The 17122-nt window shown below is 35.2% G+C and carries 18 protein-coding genes and 1 other RNA gene; 2 read left to right on the plus strand and 17 right to left on the minus strand.

What is annotated here, in order from left to right; translation table 11 throughout:
• Positions 1–16 precede the first annotated feature (16 nt).
• Positions 17–1531 carry a DUF853 domain-containing protein gene (locus ACQVD9_RS13615; protein ID WP_264746486.1) on the minus strand — a complete coding sequence of 505 codons (1515 nt, stop codon included), beginning with the start codon at positions 1529–1531 and terminating at the stop codon, positions 17–19.
• Positions 1532–1588: 57 nt separating this feature from the next.
• The gene (locus ACQVD9_RS13620) at positions 1589–1744 is read right to left on the minus strand and encodes a hypothetical protein (protein ID WP_264746487.1); all 156 of its coding nucleotides are present in this window, start codon (positions 1742–1744) and stop codon (positions 1589–1591) included.
• Between the two features lie 412 nt (positions 1745–2156).
• Here ACQVD9_RS13620 and ACQVD9_RS13625 point away from each other — a divergent pair, with 412 nt between their 5' ends.
• A complete protein-coding gene (locus ACQVD9_RS13625; RefSeq protein WP_264746488.1) occupies positions 2157–3425 on the plus strand; it encodes a malic enzyme-like NAD(P)-binding protein in 1269 nt (422 codons plus the stop codon).
• A gap of 68 nt (positions 3426–3493) precedes the next feature.
• Here the strand turns inward: ACQVD9_RS13625 and ACQVD9_RS13630 are convergent, their stop codons facing one another.
• The 11 genes from ACQVD9_RS13630 to ACQVD9_RS13680 form a co-directional block, all read right to left on the minus strand.
• Positions 3494–4312 (minus strand): leucine-rich repeat domain-containing protein, encoded by an 819-nt coding sequence (locus ACQVD9_RS13630; RefSeq protein ID WP_264746489.1) that lies wholly within the window; start codon positions 4310–4312, stop codon positions 3494–3496.
• A 9-nt stretch (positions 4313–4321) separates the two neighbouring features.
• Positions 4322–4987 (minus strand): epoxyqueuosine reductase QueH, encoded by a 666-nt coding sequence (locus ACQVD9_RS13635; protein ID WP_264746490.1) that lies wholly within the window; start codon positions 4985–4987, stop codon positions 4322–4324.
• A 167-nt stretch (positions 4988–5154) separates the two neighbouring features.
• Positions 5155–5610, minus strand: a complete 456-nt coding sequence (gene azu / locus ACQVD9_RS13640) for an azurin (RefSeq protein WP_264746491.1) — start codon at positions 5608–5610, stop codon at positions 5155–5157.
• 7 nt (positions 5611–5617) lie between these two features.
• Positions 5618–7108, minus strand: a complete 1491-nt coding sequence (locus ACQVD9_RS13645) for a leucyl aminopeptidase (protein ID WP_264746492.1) — start codon at positions 7106–7108, stop codon at positions 5618–5620.
• Between the two features lie 27 nt (positions 7109–7135).
• Complete coding sequence (locus ACQVD9_RS13650) at positions 7136–7447, minus strand: DUF2845 domain-containing protein (protein WP_264746493.1); 312 nt, start codon at positions 7445–7447, stop codon at positions 7136–7138.
• A 96-nt stretch (positions 7448–7543) separates the two neighbouring features.
• Positions 7544–7852, minus strand: coding sequence for a DUF2845 domain-containing protein (locus tag ACQVD9_RS13655; protein WP_264746494.1), 309 nt, complete (start codon positions 7850–7852; stop codon positions 7544–7546).
• A gap of 162 nt (positions 7853–8014) precedes the next feature.
• Positions 8015–8842: an FkbM family methyltransferase gene (locus tag ACQVD9_RS13660; protein WP_264746495.1), complete on the minus strand. Its 828-nt coding sequence runs from the start codon at positions 8840–8842 to the stop codon at positions 8015–8017.
• A gap of 67 nt (positions 8843–8909) precedes the next feature.
• Positions 8910–9110, minus strand: coding sequence for a hypothetical protein (locus ACQVD9_RS13665; RefSeq protein ID WP_264746496.1), 201 nt, complete (start codon positions 9108–9110; stop codon positions 8910–8912).
• Positions 9111–9414: 304 nt separating this feature from the next.
• Positions 9415–9774, minus strand: an RNA gene (rnpB, locus tag ACQVD9_RS13670) — RNase P RNA component class A.
• Positions 9775–10050: 276 nt separating this feature from the next.
• Positions 10051–10914, minus strand: coding sequence for a 16S rRNA (cytidine(1402)-2'-O)-methyltransferase (gene rsmI, locus ACQVD9_RS13675; protein WP_264746497.1), 864 nt, complete (start codon positions 10912–10914; stop codon positions 10051–10053).
• A 32-nt stretch (positions 10915–10946) separates the two neighbouring features.
• Positions 10947–11906: a M23 family metallopeptidase gene (locus ACQVD9_RS13680; protein WP_264746498.1), complete on the minus strand. Its 960-nt coding sequence runs from the start codon at positions 11904–11906 to the stop codon at positions 10947–10949.
• A gap of 85 nt (positions 11907–11991) precedes the next feature.
• Here ACQVD9_RS13680 and ACQVD9_RS13685 point away from each other — a divergent pair, with 85 nt between their 5' ends.
• Positions 11992–12438 carry a DciA family protein gene (locus tag ACQVD9_RS13685; protein ID WP_264746499.1) on the plus strand — a complete coding sequence of 149 codons (447 nt, stop codon included), beginning with the start codon at positions 11992–11994 and terminating at the stop codon, positions 12436–12438.
• 28 nt (positions 12439–12466) lie between these two features.
• Here the strand turns inward: ACQVD9_RS13685 and lpxC are convergent, their stop codons facing one another.
• The 4 genes from lpxC to ACQVD9_RS13705 form a co-directional block, all read right to left on the minus strand.
• On the minus strand, positions 12467–13378 hold the full coding sequence (gene lpxC / locus ACQVD9_RS13690) for a UDP-3-O-acyl-N-acetylglucosamine deacetylase (protein ID WP_264746500.1): 912 nt from the start codon (positions 13376–13378) through the stop codon (positions 12467–12469).
• Positions 13379–13535: 157 nt separating this feature from the next.
• Entirely contained in the window at positions 13536–14717 is a 1182-nt protein-coding gene (gene ftsZ / locus ACQVD9_RS13695; RefSeq protein ID WP_264746501.1) for a cell division protein FtsZ, read from the minus strand.
• A gap of 183 nt (positions 14718–14900) precedes the next feature.
• On the minus strand, positions 14901–16142 hold the full coding sequence (gene ftsA / locus ACQVD9_RS13700) for a cell division protein FtsA (RefSeq protein WP_264746502.1): 1242 nt from the start codon (positions 16140–16142) through the stop codon (positions 14901–14903).
• A 116-nt stretch (positions 16143–16258) separates the two neighbouring features.
• Positions 16259–17122, minus strand: a complete 864-nt coding sequence (locus ACQVD9_RS13705; protein WP_264746503.1) for a cell division protein FtsQ/DivIB — start codon at positions 17120–17122, stop codon at positions 16259–16261.

Here is a 17122-nt window from a genome sequence, read left to right on the forward strand (position 1 = left end):
CGGTTTTGGCTGCTTATTATTTACGACGTTTACTACCACCAGATATACTGCCTAATATACCACGAATAATACGATTGGTCAGTTGTGTTGTGACACGTTTTGATGCTTTTTGTACAACACCATCATACTGGCCACCTCTAGGCCCAGTTCGACCGAATAAAAACTCTTTAACACTCTGAAAGAAACCACCAGACTCATTATTATTTGTAGTAGGTTTTTCATTACCACCCTTACTAACCGTTGAAAGCGTTCCTTTCTTACTATTTAGTAACTCATAGGCTGACTCACGATCTATAGCCTCTTCATACTTACCAAATAATGCAGAGCTATTCAGTAAACTATTACGTTCTTCTTTAGTTAAAGTCCCCATTCGTGAACAAGGAGCAATCACAGTCGCCCTCTCCACAATAGTTGGCGTTCCTTTCGCATCTAAAAAAGACACTAATGCCTCACCAACACCTAACTCAGTAATAACTTGTTCAGCATTAAATGCAGAATTGGTACGCATAGTTTGAGCGGCTGCTTTAACTGCTTTTTGATCACGTGGTGAAAAGGCTCTTAATGCATGTTGTACACGATTTCCCAATTGACCCAGAATACGATCAGGAATATCTAATGGGTTTTGTGTTACAAAAAAGATACCAACCCCTTTAGAGCGAATTAACCTAACGACCTGTTCAATTTTTTCTAATAGTGCACTATTAGCATTACTAAATAATAAATGGGCTTCATCAAAAAAGAACACTAACTTAGGTTTTTCTAAGTCACCTACTTCAGGCAATGTTTCATAAAGCTCCGAAAGTAACCACAATAAGAATGTTGAATAGAGGGTTGGTGAATTATAGAGTTTTTCTGCGGCTAAAATATTAACAAAACCATCGCCTTGTTCATTAGTACGCATTAAATCTTTTACATCTAACATAGGCTCACCAAAAAATTGGTTGCCACCTTGTTCTTCTATCGTTAATAAACCACGCTGAATAGCACCAATAGAGGCTGTACTGACATTACCGTAGGTGGTTTTAATTTCATCAGCATGTTCACCTACATACTGTACCATGGCTCTTAAATCTTTTAGATCTAACAATAACAGACCATTATCATCCGCTACTTTAAAGACTATTTGTAATACACCTGCTTGTACATCACTTAAACCTAATAGACGACTAATTAGTAACGGGCCTAAATCAGAAATGGTAGCGCGAATAGGATGGCCTTGCTCGGCATATACATCCCAAAACACAATAGGTGATGCCTTTGCCTGCCAGTCTTCTATTTGTAGTGCCGTCAGACGCTGTTGTAACTTCTCGGATAACTCACCTTTAGCTCCAATACCTGATAAATCACCCTTTACATCTGCCATAAATACAGGCACACCTATTGTTGAAAAAGATTCAGCAATTTTTTGTAAAGTAACTGTTTTACCTGTTCCTGTAGCTCCAGTAATCAAACCATGGCGATTAGCCATATTAGGTAAAATAGCCAAAGGCTCTAAATTAGCTGTTTTAGCAATAATCAGTGGCGTTGCCATAAAAGTTTCCTAAAAAATAGATATTTATATTCTACTAAAAAACATAGTCTATTGATATTACCGAAAATGCTGATTTAATAAAGTTTCCATAGCCGTTAAATATGCTTTAAATGCTAAAGCTTCTTTAGTACTTGGTTGACCATTTTCGTCAGGAACAGCATTAACACCTATTACTTTTATTGTTGTTTTTTGAACCTCGTATTGAATACTCAAGAATCAAGAAATATCTTCTCCTGTTCTTATATCTTCATTAATATACCCATTATGTCATTGCCAACTATTTAAATTATCTAATGTTTTCTTAAACATGAGCCATTATTATGCTAAAGATTTTATTCTTAATTCCTATACTAGTGTCATAAAAAAGACTTTATAAACTATTTCATTACGCTCTACATTAACAAAGTGAGTGTTCGATTTGAAACCACCAATATATGTTTCAATTTGCATATGCTTTTCCTTTATACTCATCTTTATAAAGGGTATCCCTTATTTAAAAATCATATATTGAAAATAATCCATAAAATTTTGATCTCTGTGACTTGTTGAGTAACAAATTGTTGAGTATGCTTCGCATACTAATTAATTTCATAAATCATATTATCACTCAAGTAGAATTCAAATTATGTCTAATCTAAAAACGTTATCGCTTGAATACCATAGTCAACCCCGCCCAGGGAAACTTTCTGTTGAAATAACAAAGCCAACAGCAACAGCTAAAGACCTTGCTTTGGCTTATAGCCCAGGAGTGGCTGAACCTGTTCGTGAAATTGCCAGAGATTCAGAACTAGCCTATAGCTATACAGGCAAAGGGAATTTAGTAGCTGTCATTTCTAATGGTACAGCTATTTTAGGTCTAGGCGATCTAGGTGCCCTTGCTTCCAAACCTGTAATGGAGGGTAAAGGCGTATTATTTAAACGTTTTGCTGGCATTGATGTATTTGATATTGAAGTCGATACCAAAGACCCTCAAGCATTTATTGATACAGTAAAAAATATTGCTGGTACTTTTGGTGGTATTAACTTAGAAGATATTAAAGCACCTGAATGTTTTGAAATTGAGCAAAAACTAATTGAGCTTTGTGATATCCCTGTATTCCATGATGATCAACATGGTACTGCTATTGTAACTGCAGCAGGCATGTTAAATGCGCTAGAAATTACTGGTAAAAAAATTGAAGAAGCTAAGATTGTTTGTTTAGGTGCAGGTGCTGCCGCAACTTCTTGTATGAAATTATTAGTTAGCGTAGGAGCTAACATAGAAAATATCTACATGGTTGATCGTAAAGGGGTTATCCATGCTGACCGTACTGATCTTAATCCATACAAAGCACAATTTGCTAATAAAACAGACAAACGTACATTAGAAGATGCCTTAACAGGTGCCGATGTATTTGTTGGTTTATCAGGACCTAACTTATTATCAGCCGAAGGCTTAAAACTAATGGCAGCAGATCCTATTGTGTTTGCTTGCTCTAACCCTGACCCTGAAATTAGTCCAGAACTTGCTCATTCTACTCGTCCTGATGTTATTATGGCTACAGGTCGTTCTGACTACCCTAACCAAGTAAACAATGTTTTAGGTTTCCCATTTATTTTCCGTGGCGCATTAGATGTACGTGCTACTGCTATCAATGAGGAAATGAAAATAGCGGCTGCTTATGCATTAAGAGACTTGGCTAAACATCCTGTGCCTAAAGAAGTGTGTGATGCTTATGGTACTGACTGCTTTAACTTTGGTCGTGAGTACATCATTCCTAAACCAAATGATCCGCGCTTACTGACAGTAGTATCAGATGCCGTTGCTAAAGCAGCAATAGACTCAGGTGTGGCTACATTACCTTATCCTAAAAACTATCCATTACAATCAGTGGATGATGTTTTTAATAAGTAATCGTTGCAATCAAAAAAGGGTAGTTTAACTACCCTTTTTTATTTTATAAAATAAATATTATCGACTAATCAATCATCCTCATTATTTAATGACAACTGATTTTTTACAGCAGATATTCCATTAACAACACAATTGGGTAATTGTTCACGTAATTCAGTTATCTGTGCCTGTTTGCCACTGATAGTTAAATATTTTAAATGCTTTAATTTTGATAACTGTTTAATGATTTTTGGATTATCTAATAACTCAGTGTCTAGTAACTGTAAAAAAACTATCTGACTACTGGCTAATAGAAAGCCTAAATCTGTTAACTGCTCATTACCTGACAAATCTAACCAAACTAATTTTTTAAGTTTTTTAATAAAATTAAAATCAGTTAATTGGGAGCATTTATTAATGGCTAAATACATTAATCCTTTTGCTTGCTCTATTTGCTGTAAATCTGTTAACTCAGGCAAATAACTTAACTCTAATGCTTCTAATTGTTTACTAGCAGGTATTACCACTGTTTTTATAGTACTAGAAGTGCTTATAATTAACTTTGTAAGTGTCTGGGTTAGAAGAGAGAAATCTAGACACTGACTACCATCTTTATATAGATAAAGTCCCTTATAAAAATCCTCTAAACTATTATGTTTAATGTATTCTTCAAAATGATCTTGAAAGAGATTATAAGCTGGCCCATCTTTAATATAACGGTGTTTTAATAAAGTAACGAATGCTAATAGTTCTTTTTTAGAAAGTGGCTCAAAAAATAAAGGCTTTATTTCAGCCAACAACTCAATATGGGGAACATCTTGCAGCCATTGACCTACATCTGCATAGCCAAAGCCTGCTGGCGATATTTGTAGTTTATTTTGTAGAAAGGCTAAATCCACCATATTCACAGTTATTAGCTAAATTTTTTCATCATCATAACCGTAGAACTTCACACCTAACTTAATTACTTCACGGCCTTTTTGGCGACGCCAACGGTTACTATCTCGCAACGAATAGATACACCCACAATATTCTTGTTGATAAAACTCTTCACGCTTACTGATTTCAATCATTCGTTGTGAGCCTCCTTTTTTGCGCCAATTATAATCCCAATACACAATATCAGGGTATTTGGCAGCAGCTCGTACGCCACAATCATTAATTTGCTGCATGTTTTTCCAGCGTGAAATACCCAACGAACTACTAATCACATGAAAACCATGTTCATGGGCATATAATGCGGTACGTTCAAAACGCATATCAAAACACATAGTACAACGTATGCCACGTTCTGGTTCATCTTCCATGCCTTTGGCGCGCTCAAACCAATTATCCGTATCGTAATCCGCATCAACAAAGGGAATATTATGCTTTTCTGCAAAACGAATATTTTCGTCCTTACGAATTAAGTATTCTTTTTCAGGATGAATATTAGGATTATAGAAAAACACCGTATAGTCGATAGCAGAAGCTTGTAATGCTTCCATTACTTCGCCAGAGCAAGGCGCACAGCAAGAATGTAATAGTAACTTATCTTGCTCATTAGGTAACACTAACTTTTCACGGATAACAGCTGTAGTCATTTATTAATACCAACACAACAACAAAATTAAAATTATATCACTATACCTAAATCAGCTATAGCTGTTGTTATACAATTTTAGACTAGACAAATGACTGAAGACAGTACAATTAGTACGGCAAAGTCATTCAACGACGTATAAAAATGAAGAGCAATAGCTATATACAACTAGTCTACTAATTCTAAAGTACCTTGCATCAATCCTATATGCTCAGGATAACTACAAAAATAGCTATATTGTTGTCCTTGCTGTAACTGGTTTACTTCAAAAGAGATAGTAGTACGTTGCCCACCACCAATTAGTTTGGAATGTGCAATAATGCGAGGATCATCATTAATATAATCCGTTTCTTTTTCAAGAATAACTGCTTTCGCTACTTCTTCTTTATCTTGTTCTTTAGTTAAAACCCAGTTGTGTCCCATAACACCTTTATCCAGATGACCATCATGGATGAGATTTATAGTAAAAGTTTCACAGGCTTTACTGACTTTAATATCATCTATACCCCAATGAATTTGATCATTACTATGAATGGTAACTGTACAGTTGGGAGAAGCTATTGCATTATTAATAGCCCCTACCAACATAACTAGGCTCACTATTACTAGTTTTACATTAGCCATCGTAATACTAATTTTTAGCTTGGCTTAAAAGATACTCAGTTAACAAAGGTACAGGTCGACCTGTTGCACCCTTTTCTTTACCACCACTGATCCATGCTGTGCCAGCTACATCCAAATGTGCCCAAGGGTATTTGCTAGCAAAACGAGAAAGGAAACAACCTGCCGTAATAGTACCTGCTTTAGGACCACCAATATTTGCCATATCTGCAAATGGGCTATCTAATTGTTCTTGATACTCATCAAACAGTGGTAATTGCCAAGCTCTATCATCCACCTGTTTACCCGCATCAAGTAAGCTATTGATTAATACTTCATCATTACCTAATAAACCACTAGCCTGAGTACCCAATGCAACAATGCAAGCACCCGTTAAAGTAGCGATATCAATAACTGCTTTTGGTTTAAAACGTTCAGCATAAGTTAATGTATCACAGAGCACTAAACGACCTTCAGCATCTGTATTTAATATTTCTACTGTTTGTCCACTCATTGTTTTTACAATATCACCTGGACGTGTAGCATGACCACTAGGCATATTTTCAGCACAAGCCATTAATCCCACGACATTAATAGGTAATTGCAATTCAATTAATGCTTTAAACACACCTAATACAGAAGCAGCACCACACATATCATATTTCATTTCATCCATGCCGGCACTAGGCTTAATACTGATACCACCTGTATCAAAAGTAATACCCTTGCCCACTAACACAATAGGTTGCTCTGATTTCTTTTTAGCCCCATTATATTGTAAAGCAACCAGTCTAGGAGGCTGTTCACTGCCTTGCGCTACTGCTAAAAACGCACCCATTTTAAGTGCTTTCATTTTCTTTTCATCTAGCACTTCTATAGTGACACGCTTATCTAATTTCGCTAATGTTTCTGCTTGTTTAGCAAAATAGGTAGGATGACAAATATTAGCGGGTGTATTACCTAAATCTCTAGTTAATGCCATACCAGCAGCAATCGCCTGTGACTCAGTGATAGCTTGTTCAACTAACTTACTATTTGCTTTATCAGTACATAATGTGACTGATGAAAACTTATAGGGTTCTGCTTTCTTGCTTTTATATTCATCAAAACAATAACTACTTGTTTCTAAAGTCTCTACTAATAAGCGTGTTTTACTGTAAATATCACGACCTTTAACTTCCACATCATCAACTACAAATAATGCATCTGTACCGCCTAATTGCTTTAATGTTTTAAAACAAGTCATAGCCCATTTACGGTATTGTGCATCAGATAGAGGTTGCTCACCAATACCGACTAATAACACTCGGTTAGCCTTTAGTTGCTGATTAGTTTGCAATATAAATGTTTGACCTAAGTTGCCCTGAAAATCACCCCACTTAATAATATTTTTAATAGCGCCTTGGGTTAATTTATCAACTTCACTAGCAGTAGCACTTAACTTATCGCCTTTACCTACTGCAACAACCCATGTTGAAATTTTTAGAGCCTCTGGACGATTATTCTTTACATTAAATTGCATGTTTATCCTCTAATTCATTCACTTATTTCAATAACTATAATGACTGGTAATATCTTTTAACTCATCACCTTCAAACTTCAATACATAATAAAGGCTATCAGAAACTGAATAAATCCATTCCTCAATAGGAACATCTTCAAAATAATTTCCCCAACCTCTAGTAACCCTGCGTCCCCATCCTAAAAAACTTTTACTGTTAGGTTCACTACAACGATTAATAACCTCTATTTTAGTATTGCCTGTACTTACTAATCCACCACCGCAACGCCATGTACTTGCAGCGAATAAACTAGGAGAAAATACACTAACAAATATAATTAATGATATTAATTGTCTCATAAGTTTTTTCACATATTGAACTTCAAAATAAGCATTATGTACATGGGTTTAGAAAAGTTTTTAGCTAAAAATACCTGTTACTTATTATAAGTCCAATCAATTAGTTGGAAAATAAGACTCTATGCTAACTAATTTACCACCCTCAAAACGTAATAAATTATAAGCTGTTGCAGATCCAGTAGTTTGATTATATATCCACTCTTCTATAGGTACATTGCCTAAACTACTTCCATCACCTGTAAACCCTACAAAATTCTGTGCATTAGGAGTACCACACTTTCTTTCTACTTCAAAAACACGCTCACCTACCGAAACTACTTTTGTTCCACAACGCATGGTTTTAAACTGAGCATGAGCCGAAAAAACACTCATTATTAGAATTAATAAAAGATATTTATTTTTCATATAATTACTCTCCGCTACCAATAATTAATAATAATTATTCTTTAATTATAAATGATATACATTTTTATAATAAAACAACTGTTTATAAAATTCATTAATATTAGTTGCATATTGCCTAATAACTCACAATACCCTGATCTATTTAAGAAAGATATCTCTAAATTATTTATCTAATAAAAATAGTTTTTCTTTTGGAATTAATAAAATATCATTACGCTTATAATCTGGAAATTCGAATAATTTAACTTTTGCTAAGCATAATTTTTTGTATATTATTCTTAATACTCTATCTAAGTAATTATTTCGACTTAAATTATTGTTAAAGTTAAAACCAATAGAAAATACCTGATAATCCTTAAATAAATTTTCCAAGGTATGTTCATTAGAAAATTCTTCTATATTATTTACCCATTCCATAATCACAATAGGACGAAACTTTTCTATAGTGTTATTGAGTCCTTTTATGGCAAATAACTCATGACCTTCAACATCTATTTTTATTAAATCAACCTTTTGTATTTTAAACTCATCAACAAAACTATCACCTTTTATTAAATATATTTTATCCTTCACATAATTTTCAGTTTGTATTTCTATGCTAGATGCTCCTACATTGCCTGTTGTATTAATATTGATATAACTTTCCATATTTTTATCTGAAAGTCCTTTATTTACAGCATTAATATTTTTAATATTGTTTATAAAGATATTTTGTCTTAAAAACTGGTAAATGGGGACTGTTGGTTCAAATGAATAAACCTGCTCAGCAAACAAAGAAAAAGCTAACGAATGATTACCAATATTTGCTCCAACATCAAATACTATAGGTTTTTCAATTTTTTGTAATAATTTTAAAATAAACTCAATGATTTCACGCTCATAAATACCAAATCTAATTATTTGGTTAGTTATAGCATCATTTTTAATGCCTATCATAGTATGTTTAAAAATCGTACTAACATACTGGCTTTGTATATTATTTAAAGTCATTTAAAGGCTCACAAAAATCTAACTCTTGATAAAGATATATAGTTAAATATTCTACTACTAAAAACTCTTATTGCTCAGTTTTACTTTGTATAAAACTACTTTCTTTTAACCAAAATAAATCAAAGTATTTTTTATCTTTTATTGTACAAAGAGCTCTCTTAGAAAGGTCTATTGTCATATCCAGTTTAAAAGGTAAATATCCCCGCTCCATTACATGCCAAAGATAAACATTACCATCAACATAAATAAAGAGATTATAACCAGACATTAGTGGAAGCTCTAATCTAATCGAGGGTATTTTAGTTCGATATTCACATAAAGGGCCTATGACAAATTTTCCTTTATTATTTTTTTGTTGTTAGATTTTTACAAAACTCTGGCTCTCTTGCCTGAAGAATAATTATTGCATTAGCAACTAGTTTATCATTACTAACTATTAAACCTATCATTTATGGAGCTTGTACTGCTTTTGCTGAAAAAACCAGTTTCATATAACCTATAATCAAAACACCTATAATTAAGATTAATTATTTCTTCACTTAACCATATCCTTTGGTACTACAGAAAAGAAAAGCAAGAGCCAGTCGATAAGCCGGGTTCTGTCGCGAACAGTCATTCATCTACGATGGCCATCACTGGACATCTTTAGCAACCTACCCGAATCCAACGCGGGCCACGCTTAGGATTCCTATTTGGTCTTGCTCCAAGTGGGGTTTACCTAGCCACAAGCTGTTACCAGTTGTGCGGTGTGCTCTTACCACACCTTTTCACCCTTACCGTTAGCATATGCTACTTAGGCGGTTATTTTCTGCGGCACTTTCCGTAGGCTTTCACCTCCCAGGCGTTACCTGGCACTTTGCCCTATGGAGCCCGGACTTTCCTCCCCTTTTTATAAACATGTTATAAAAAGCAGCGACTGTTTGACTGGCTCTTGCTTGAGATAAGCATACCTTTTTAAATAACGAGAAACAAGCTAAAAACTTTTTTCATTCAGATCATATAGATTATAGATTTTTTATTAAACGCATTAATAACATCATTAACTAGCAAATGATACACAATAAAATGGCATGAAACTATTATGAAAAAAAGCTGATATATCAAAGCCAATAAGCGCAATTATTAAAGTAAGCAAAAGAAAACCAACAATAGGCCCACAAATTCAAAAAAGTAGTGAGATCAAAATAAGCTTATATATAATCTGTCTCTTACTCATTAGTTTTATTAGTTATTTCTAAGGCATATTGATATAGCTTATTTTTACGCTCCCCTGTAATTTCGGCTGTTAACGCTGCTGCTTGCTTAACAGGCAATTCAGCTAATAATACTTTTAATACCCGCCCTGTTTCTTGATTAATATCTTCTTGTACAGGAGCTTTCCAGCCTTCAATTAATAATACACATTCGCCACGTTGTTGATTACTATCAGCTTCTACCCATTCAGCTAATTCAGCTAATGTAGTATTTTTAATAGTCTCAAAGGTTTTTGTTAATTCTCTGGCTAATACTGCTTGGCGATCCTTTCCAAAAACAGCAACTAAATCCTGCAAACTCTCTAATAAACGATGGGGTGCTTCATAAAAGATAAGCGTTCTAGATTCTTCTTTCAATGTCTCCAGTGTACTTTTTCTTGCTGTTGATTTAGCAGGCAAAAACCCTTCAAAACTAAAACGATCTGAAGGTAATCCAGCTGCAGATAGCGCAGCTATGACTGCACAAGCACCTGGAATAGGCACTACTCTTATACCTTGCTGCTGTGCTTCTCTCACTAAATGAAAACCTGGATCAGAAATCAGGGGCGTTCCTGCATCAGAAACTAAAGCTATATTCTTGCCTGCTAATAACAGCTGCACAAAATAGTTTTGTTGTTCTCGTTCATTATGATCATGGCAGGGTTTAAGCGCTGTATTAATAGCAAAATGCTGCAATAATTTGGTAGTATGACGCGTATCTTCAGCAGCTATCAAGTCTACTTCACGTAAAATACGCAAAGCACGATTAGTAATATCTTCTAAATTACCAATCGGCGTTGCCACTATATAAAGTGTTCCAACAGCTGAGTTCTCTATCAAAATAATACCTTTTAAACAAACAAAAGGTTATTTTACTCTACCTTAGCTATTTGTATAGGTAAATTATCTGACTTACCAACTCGTGTAATATAGGTAATTGGATTAATCGCTTGATTATTTTTAACTACCTCAAAATGAACATGAGGCCCTGTTGCACGTCCAGAACTACCTAGTTTAGCAATAACCTGCCCTACTTGCACTAGATCGCCCGCTTTCACTAAATTTTGCTGATTATGTGCATAAATAGTTTTATAACCATCTAAATGGCTAACTTCTACTACATTACCATAACCCGTTTTAACACCAGAAAAAGTAACAACACCAGCAGCGACTGACATAATATTAGCACCACGAGGGCCAGAAAAATCTACTCCTTTATGTCCTTTAGAGCGTCCAGTAATAGGATCTATTCTTACCCCATAACGAGAAGTAATATAACCATTTTTAATAGGATAACCTGCAATATAATTTTCTTGTCGAATACTACGCTTAACAATAAGATTTTCAAGAACTTCTAGTTGTTTTTCTCTAGTGGCAATTTTATCTGATAACTTATCTAGTTCTTGCATAAAAGTGGGGGGAGTAAATGCCTCTTTACCCTCACCTAAACTTTCCTCAGTACCGCCTAAACCAACGCTTTCCGAAAAATCAAACTCATTATCAATACCTGCTAATCCTGTTAAACGTTCACCCATCGCGTCTAAACGAATCAATCGAGCCTGAATATTAGCTAAATAAGCACTGTATGCATCTAAACGAGCTTGTGCTTTTTCACGCACATCAGCTATTTCTTTTAAAGGTTCTTTCATTACATTAGACAGTTGATCATCTGTAATTACTGTTGTCTTTATGGTTTGTTTAGTAAACCAGTAACCTAAGCTAGCAGAGACAACACACAATACAACTAAACTTAAAATTATAGTAGATAAATCCGTTGCAAAGGTAATGCGGCTACGCTGAGTATTTTTATCAGAAATAAAGATAAGACGCATACAAACTTCCTTTATTAAAACTATTCACTTACAGAATCCCTGTATTTTGCTAAAATAATTAAGTCATAATAAATACAGAGTTCATATGTCTTTCAGACCGTTATATGCAAAACATTCCAAGTCATTATTGGTAAAAACATCTTCACTTAAACAATTAGTGAATAAGGCTTCCTACCTAAATCAACTACAACAATGTTTAAATCTGTATTTATCAACTACCATAAGAGAAAACTGTGCTATTGCTTCCTTCCAAAATGGAATATTAACTATTTTAGTAAATAATGCACACTGGGCAACCCGTTTGCGCTATCAACAAAATAAGCTAAAACAACAGCTACAAGAACACCATGAATTCTATGGCATTCATAAAGTCGCTATAAAAGTTTCCCCTAAACCCTTAAAAGAGCCAGAAGAAGTACATGAATTAACCATGTCTTCAAAAACAGCAAAAATTATTGCCGAAACAGCTGAAAATATAAATCATCCAGCACTTCGAGAAGCACTGGAACGTTTATCTAAACATACTAGATAGACTTTCGTCTAATAGGAATTTTAACAGATTATGCCGATGTGGCAAGCTGAATATAAGAAATAGGTGCCTTATCAACCCCTTCAAAGGTTACCATTTCCCACGCATCAGGTTGGCTTATAAGGGTTCTCAGTAATTTATTATTTAATGCATGGCCTGATTTAAAACCTATAAACTCACCAACTAAACTGTGACCTAATAAATACAAATCACCAATAGAATCGAGAATTTTATGTTTTACAAACTCATCTTCATAACGAAGACCATCTTCATTCATAACACCATCATCACCTACGACAATAGCATTCTCTAAACTACCGCCTAAAGTTAGATCTTTAGAGCGCAAATACTCAATCTCTCTCATAAAACCAAATGTTCTAGCACGGCTAACTTCTTTTACAAAGGTAGTACTTGAAAAATCAATAGTGGCTGATTGAGTATGTTTTTTAAAGGCTGGATGGTCAAAATCAATTTCAAAACTAACTTTAAAACCATCAAAGGGTAAAAAAGTAGCTTTTTTGCCATTATCTTCTACAGTAACTTCTTTTTTAATACGAATAAATCTTTTTGGTGCATCTTGCTCTTCTAATCCCGCAGACTGAATTAAAAATACAAAAGGTCCGGCACTACCATCCATAATAGGTACTTCAGAGCAAGAAAGCTCAATGCGAGCATTATCAATACCTAAACCAGCCATAGCAGATAATAAATGCTCTACTGTATCGATACGTACTCCATCTTTCATCAATGTAGTAGAAAGTGTTGTTTCTCCTACATTTTCAGCTCTAGCTGGAATTTCAACCATAGGGTCTAAGTCAGCTCTACAAAAGACAATACCTGTATCTACAGGGGCGGGCTTTAAAGTAAGATAAACTTTTTTACCTGAATGAAGACCTACACCCGTAGCTCGAATGGTGTTTTTTAATGTGCGTTGTTTAATCATACAATTACTCGTCCCAGCAAAATGCGAATTGCTATCAATAATAGCAGATTGCCCTTTAACTGAACACCCTTACAACCCTGAAAAGCCATTGAAAAAATAAAATAGCGTTATAGATTATTACCTATAACGCTATTATTACACTACTACAATAAATAGATTAATCAGCTTGATTTCTTAAGAAAGCTGGAATATCTAAATAATCTAAATCGTCTTGTGCTTCCAAATTGGTAGCTGCATTACCATGTGCACCACGATTACGCATTACTGTTGGACGATCAAAATCACGATAATTAGTTTCTGATAAGTTTTCAGAACGTGTAGCTGTAGATGATTCAACTGCATTCACAGTAGGAATGGTATTATCAATTACTTTCACTGGTCTGCTCATTTCTTGACCTAAACCAGTTACAACTACAGTTACGTTTAACTCATCACCCATAGTTGGATCAATAGCAGAACCAATTTTAACTGTTGCATGATCAGAAACTAGATCTTCAATGATTTCACCTACATCATTGAACTCACCAATTGTCATATCGCTAGCTGTGATATTTACTAATACACCACGTGCACCTTGTAAATTGATATCTTCAAGTAATGGGTTACGAATAGCAGCCTCCGCAGCTTCACGAGCACGATTAGGACCACTAGCACTACCTGCTCCCATCATCGCCATACCCATTTCACTCATTACTTCTTTAACGTCAGCAAAATCGATATTGATTAAACCAGGACGCTGCATAATATCGGAAATACCACGCACAGCACCTGTAAGTACATCATCGGCTTTAGCGAAAGCTGTTAATAAACTAACATCTTTACCTAAGATAGTAATCAATTTTTCATTAGGGATAGTAATGAGAGAGTCAACATGTTCTACAAGCGCATCAATTCCCTGATCCGCTACTTTACTACGTTTACGACCTTCAAAGATGAATGGGCGAGTCACTACTGCAACAGTTAAAATTCCCATTTCTTTAGCAACTTGTGCAATAACGGGAGCTGCACCTGTACCTGTACCACCACCCATGCCAGTGGTAATAAATACCATATTAGCACCTTGTAGTGCCTCAGCAATACGTTCACGGTCTTCTAAAGCAGCTTGTCTACCCACATCAGGGTTAGTACCTGCACCTAATCCTTTAGTGATATTAGCACCTAATTGAAGAATTGCACCGCCAGTAACACTTTTTAATGCTTGCGCATCTGTGTTAGCACAAACAAATTCAACACCTTCAATATTGCTACGAATCATGTGGTTCACAGCATTACCGCCGCCACCACCGACACCAATAACTTTAATTACCGCATTAAGCTGGGCTTCTACCATCTCAAACATTGCCTCTCTCCTAAACCGAAACAACATGCCTTGTCGTCTATATCTTGTTATTCTAACGTTAGATAGCAGGAATATCTAGTGTTCTCTTGTACTATCTTAGTATAAAAATCAAAGTTTTTGTGATTAATGTTGATAAATTTAATTTCAATCAACGAATAACTACCAATATAAGCCAAAATAATACTAAAAATTACCTTGTACCCACTTCTTTAAACGACCAAACATTGAAAAACTTTCTCTATTAACTTTATTATGCTCAACACTACCACTTTCTAATTGTTGCTGAGCACCATATATCAATAAACCAACTGCTGTTGCATAAATAGGATTATGAATCACACTTTCTAATCCTTTCACATTGTAAGGAATACCTAACCTAACAGGCATATGGAAAATTTCTTCTGCCAGCTCCACTGCCCCTTCCATTTTAGCTGTACCGCCTGTTACTACGATACCTGCAGGAATCATATCTTCATAGCCACTACGGCGTAATTCTTTTTGCACAAATTTAAATAGTTCTTCATAGCGAGGCTCTACTACCTCTGCCAATGCTTGTCGAGAAAGCTCACGAGGTGGACGCTCACCAACACTAGGAACTTTAATCATTTGTCCAGCACCTGCTAATTTCGCAAGGGCACAAGCATAACGAATTTTTATTTCTTCTGCATATTGAGTTGGCGTACGTAGTGCCATTGCAATATCATTGGTAATCTGATCCCCTGCAATAGGAATCACTGATGTATGACGTATAGCACCCTCAGTGTAAACAGCAATATCAGAAGTACCACCACCCACATCAACCAAACAAACACCTAACTCTTTTTCATCTTCAGTTAACACTGAATAAGAGGAGGCTAGTTGCTCTAAAATAATATCATCGACTTCTAAACCGCACCGTCTTACACACTTCTCAATATTCTGTGAAGCATTCACCGCACAGGTAACCACATGAACTTTAGCTTCTAAACGTACACCATACATACCTAACGGTTCACGCACACCCTCTTGATTATCAATCACATAATCTTGGGGTAAGGTATGCAATACTCTTTGGTCTGCTGGAATAGCTACCGCTTTTGCTGAGTCTAATACACGCTCAATATCAGCTCTAGTAACCTCACCTTCACGAATAGCAACAATACCATCCGAATTTAAACTACGAATATGATTGCCTGCAATACCAACATAAGCAGAAAATATTTGGCAACCTGCCATTTGCTGAGCTTCATCAATAGCATACTGAATAGATTGAACAGTAGATTCAATATTCACCACTACCCCTTTCTTCAAACCACGAGAAGGGTGTGATCCAATACCTACTACTTCTATTTGACCATCTGGCGAAATTTCTCCCACTAAAGCTACTACTTTAGAAGTACCAATATCCAAGCCAACGATCATTTTGCTACTTTGTTCTTGCGCCATAAGACTCTCTATTCTCCTCTAGGCACTTCACTCAAAATAATGACAAATATTGCCATTTCTTAAATACCTAAACTAATCATTTTGTATCTAACAAATGGCTTATTATGAATAGTTTTTTATTGTCTTGCTACTATCTTAGTAGCATTATTCGTATCAATTTCTTTACTTGGATCTTTCCATGCTACAGCTAAGCCATTACTGTATCGCATATCAACCCTTGCAATATTATCCATTTTAGCTTTTAAATTAATCTCATAAGCCTTACTAAAACGTTTAATTTTTTCAGCAACATCCCCACTACCAAGCACTAGCTCAAGACCTGTGCTGGTAGTTAATGACCAGCTACCTCGTTCTGTTAAAGTCAACGAAGTAATAGCAAGCTCCATTGGCCTCAATAATTGGCTAATAATTTGATACTGTTGCATAACTTGAGCATGTGCATATTCTGGCCCATCTAGCAAGGGCAATGATTTATAAGCAGAAATATCCTTAACGACAAAAGGTTCGCCCACATTATTTAAAAGTCCATCCTCTCCCCAACGGGCGATAGGTTGACGAGCATTTAACTCAATTTTTAATTCATTTGGCCAAACACGCTCTATTTCCACATGAGAAATCCAAGGAGTATTTTCAAGTTTATTACGCAAACCTTCTAAATCAACATTTAAAAACCCTGTACTTACCAAAGGTTCAATACGTTTCTGTAAGTCTTGCTGATCAATATAACCCAAATCACCTAAAATACTTACTTTTGATATAGGTTGATTTACATAAGCAATCACTTTATTAGCAACGTTGTAAGCCAAAATTGCAAAAACAACAGCTAATAACAAATAACCTGCTATTTTTAAATAATCAGCCATTGATTTTAAAGTAGTCACTACACCTTTTTTAGGCATAGCTCGACTTGCTCCACGCTGATTAGCACGCTGCCGCCAAAGTGCTACTGGCTCTCCATGTCTTAATCTTACATTTAACAT

It is taken from the genome of Entomomonas sp. E7T21, assembly GCF_058693955.1.

Excerpts from the sequence above, each read along its gene's own strand:
- ACQVD9_RS13645 (WP_264746492.1), bottom strand. The coding sequence starts at position 7,108 with ATGCAATTTAATGTAAAGAATAATCGTCCAGAGGCTCTAAAAATTTCA.
- ACQVD9_RS13685 (WP_264746499.1), top strand. The coding sequence starts at position 11,992 with ATGTCTTTCAGACCGTTATATGCAAAACATTCCAAGTCATTATTGGTA.
- ACQVD9_RS13680 (WP_264746498.1), bottom strand. The coding sequence starts at position 11,906 with ATGCGTCTTATCTTTATTTCTGATAAAAATACTCAGCGTAGCCGCATT.
- ACQVD9_RS13635 (WP_264746490.1), bottom strand. The coding sequence starts at position 4,987 with ATGACTACAGCTGTTATCCGTGAAAAGTTAGTGTTACCTAATGAGCAA.
- ACQVD9_RS13655 (WP_264746494.1), bottom strand. The coding sequence starts at position 7,852 with ATGAAAAATAAATATCTTTTATTAATTCTAATAATGAGTGTTTTTTCG.
- ACQVD9_RS13705 (WP_264746503.1), bottom strand. The coding sequence starts at position 17,122 with ATGTTAAATGTAAGATTAAGACATGGAGAGCCAGTAGCACTTTGGCGG.
- ACQVD9_RS13615 (WP_264746486.1), bottom strand. The coding sequence starts at position 1,531 with ATGGCAACGCCACTGATTATTGCTAAAACAGCTAATTTAGAGCCTTTG.
- ACQVD9_RS13625 (WP_264746488.1), top strand. The coding sequence starts at position 2,157 with ATGTCTAATCTAAAAACGTTATCGCTTGAATACCATAGTCAACCCCGC.
- ACQVD9_RS13650 (WP_264746493.1), bottom strand. The coding sequence starts at position 7,447 with ATGAGACAATTAATATCATTAATTATATTTGTTAGTGTATTTTCTCCT.
- azu (WP_264746491.1), bottom strand. The coding sequence starts at position 5,610 with ATGGCTAATGTAAAACTAGTAATAGTGAGCCTAGTTATGTTGGTAGGG.
- ftsZ (WP_264746501.1), bottom strand. The coding sequence starts at position 14,717 with ATGTTTGAGATGGTAGAAGCCCAGCTTAATGCGGTAATTAAAGTTATT.
- lpxC (WP_264746500.1), bottom strand. The coding sequence starts at position 13,378 with ATGATTAAACAACGCACATTAAAAAACACCATTCGAGCTACGGGTGTA.
- ACQVD9_RS13665 (WP_264746496.1), bottom strand. The coding sequence starts at position 9,110 with ATGTCTGGTTATAATCTCTTTATTTATGTTGATGGTAATGTTTATCTT.
- ftsA (WP_264746502.1), bottom strand. The coding sequence starts at position 16,142 with ATGGCGCAAGAACAAAGTAGCAAAATGATCGTTGGCTTGGATATTGGT.
- ACQVD9_RS13660 (WP_264746495.1), bottom strand. The coding sequence starts at position 8,842 with ATGACTTTAAATAATATACAAAGCCAGTATGTTAGTACGATTTTTAAA.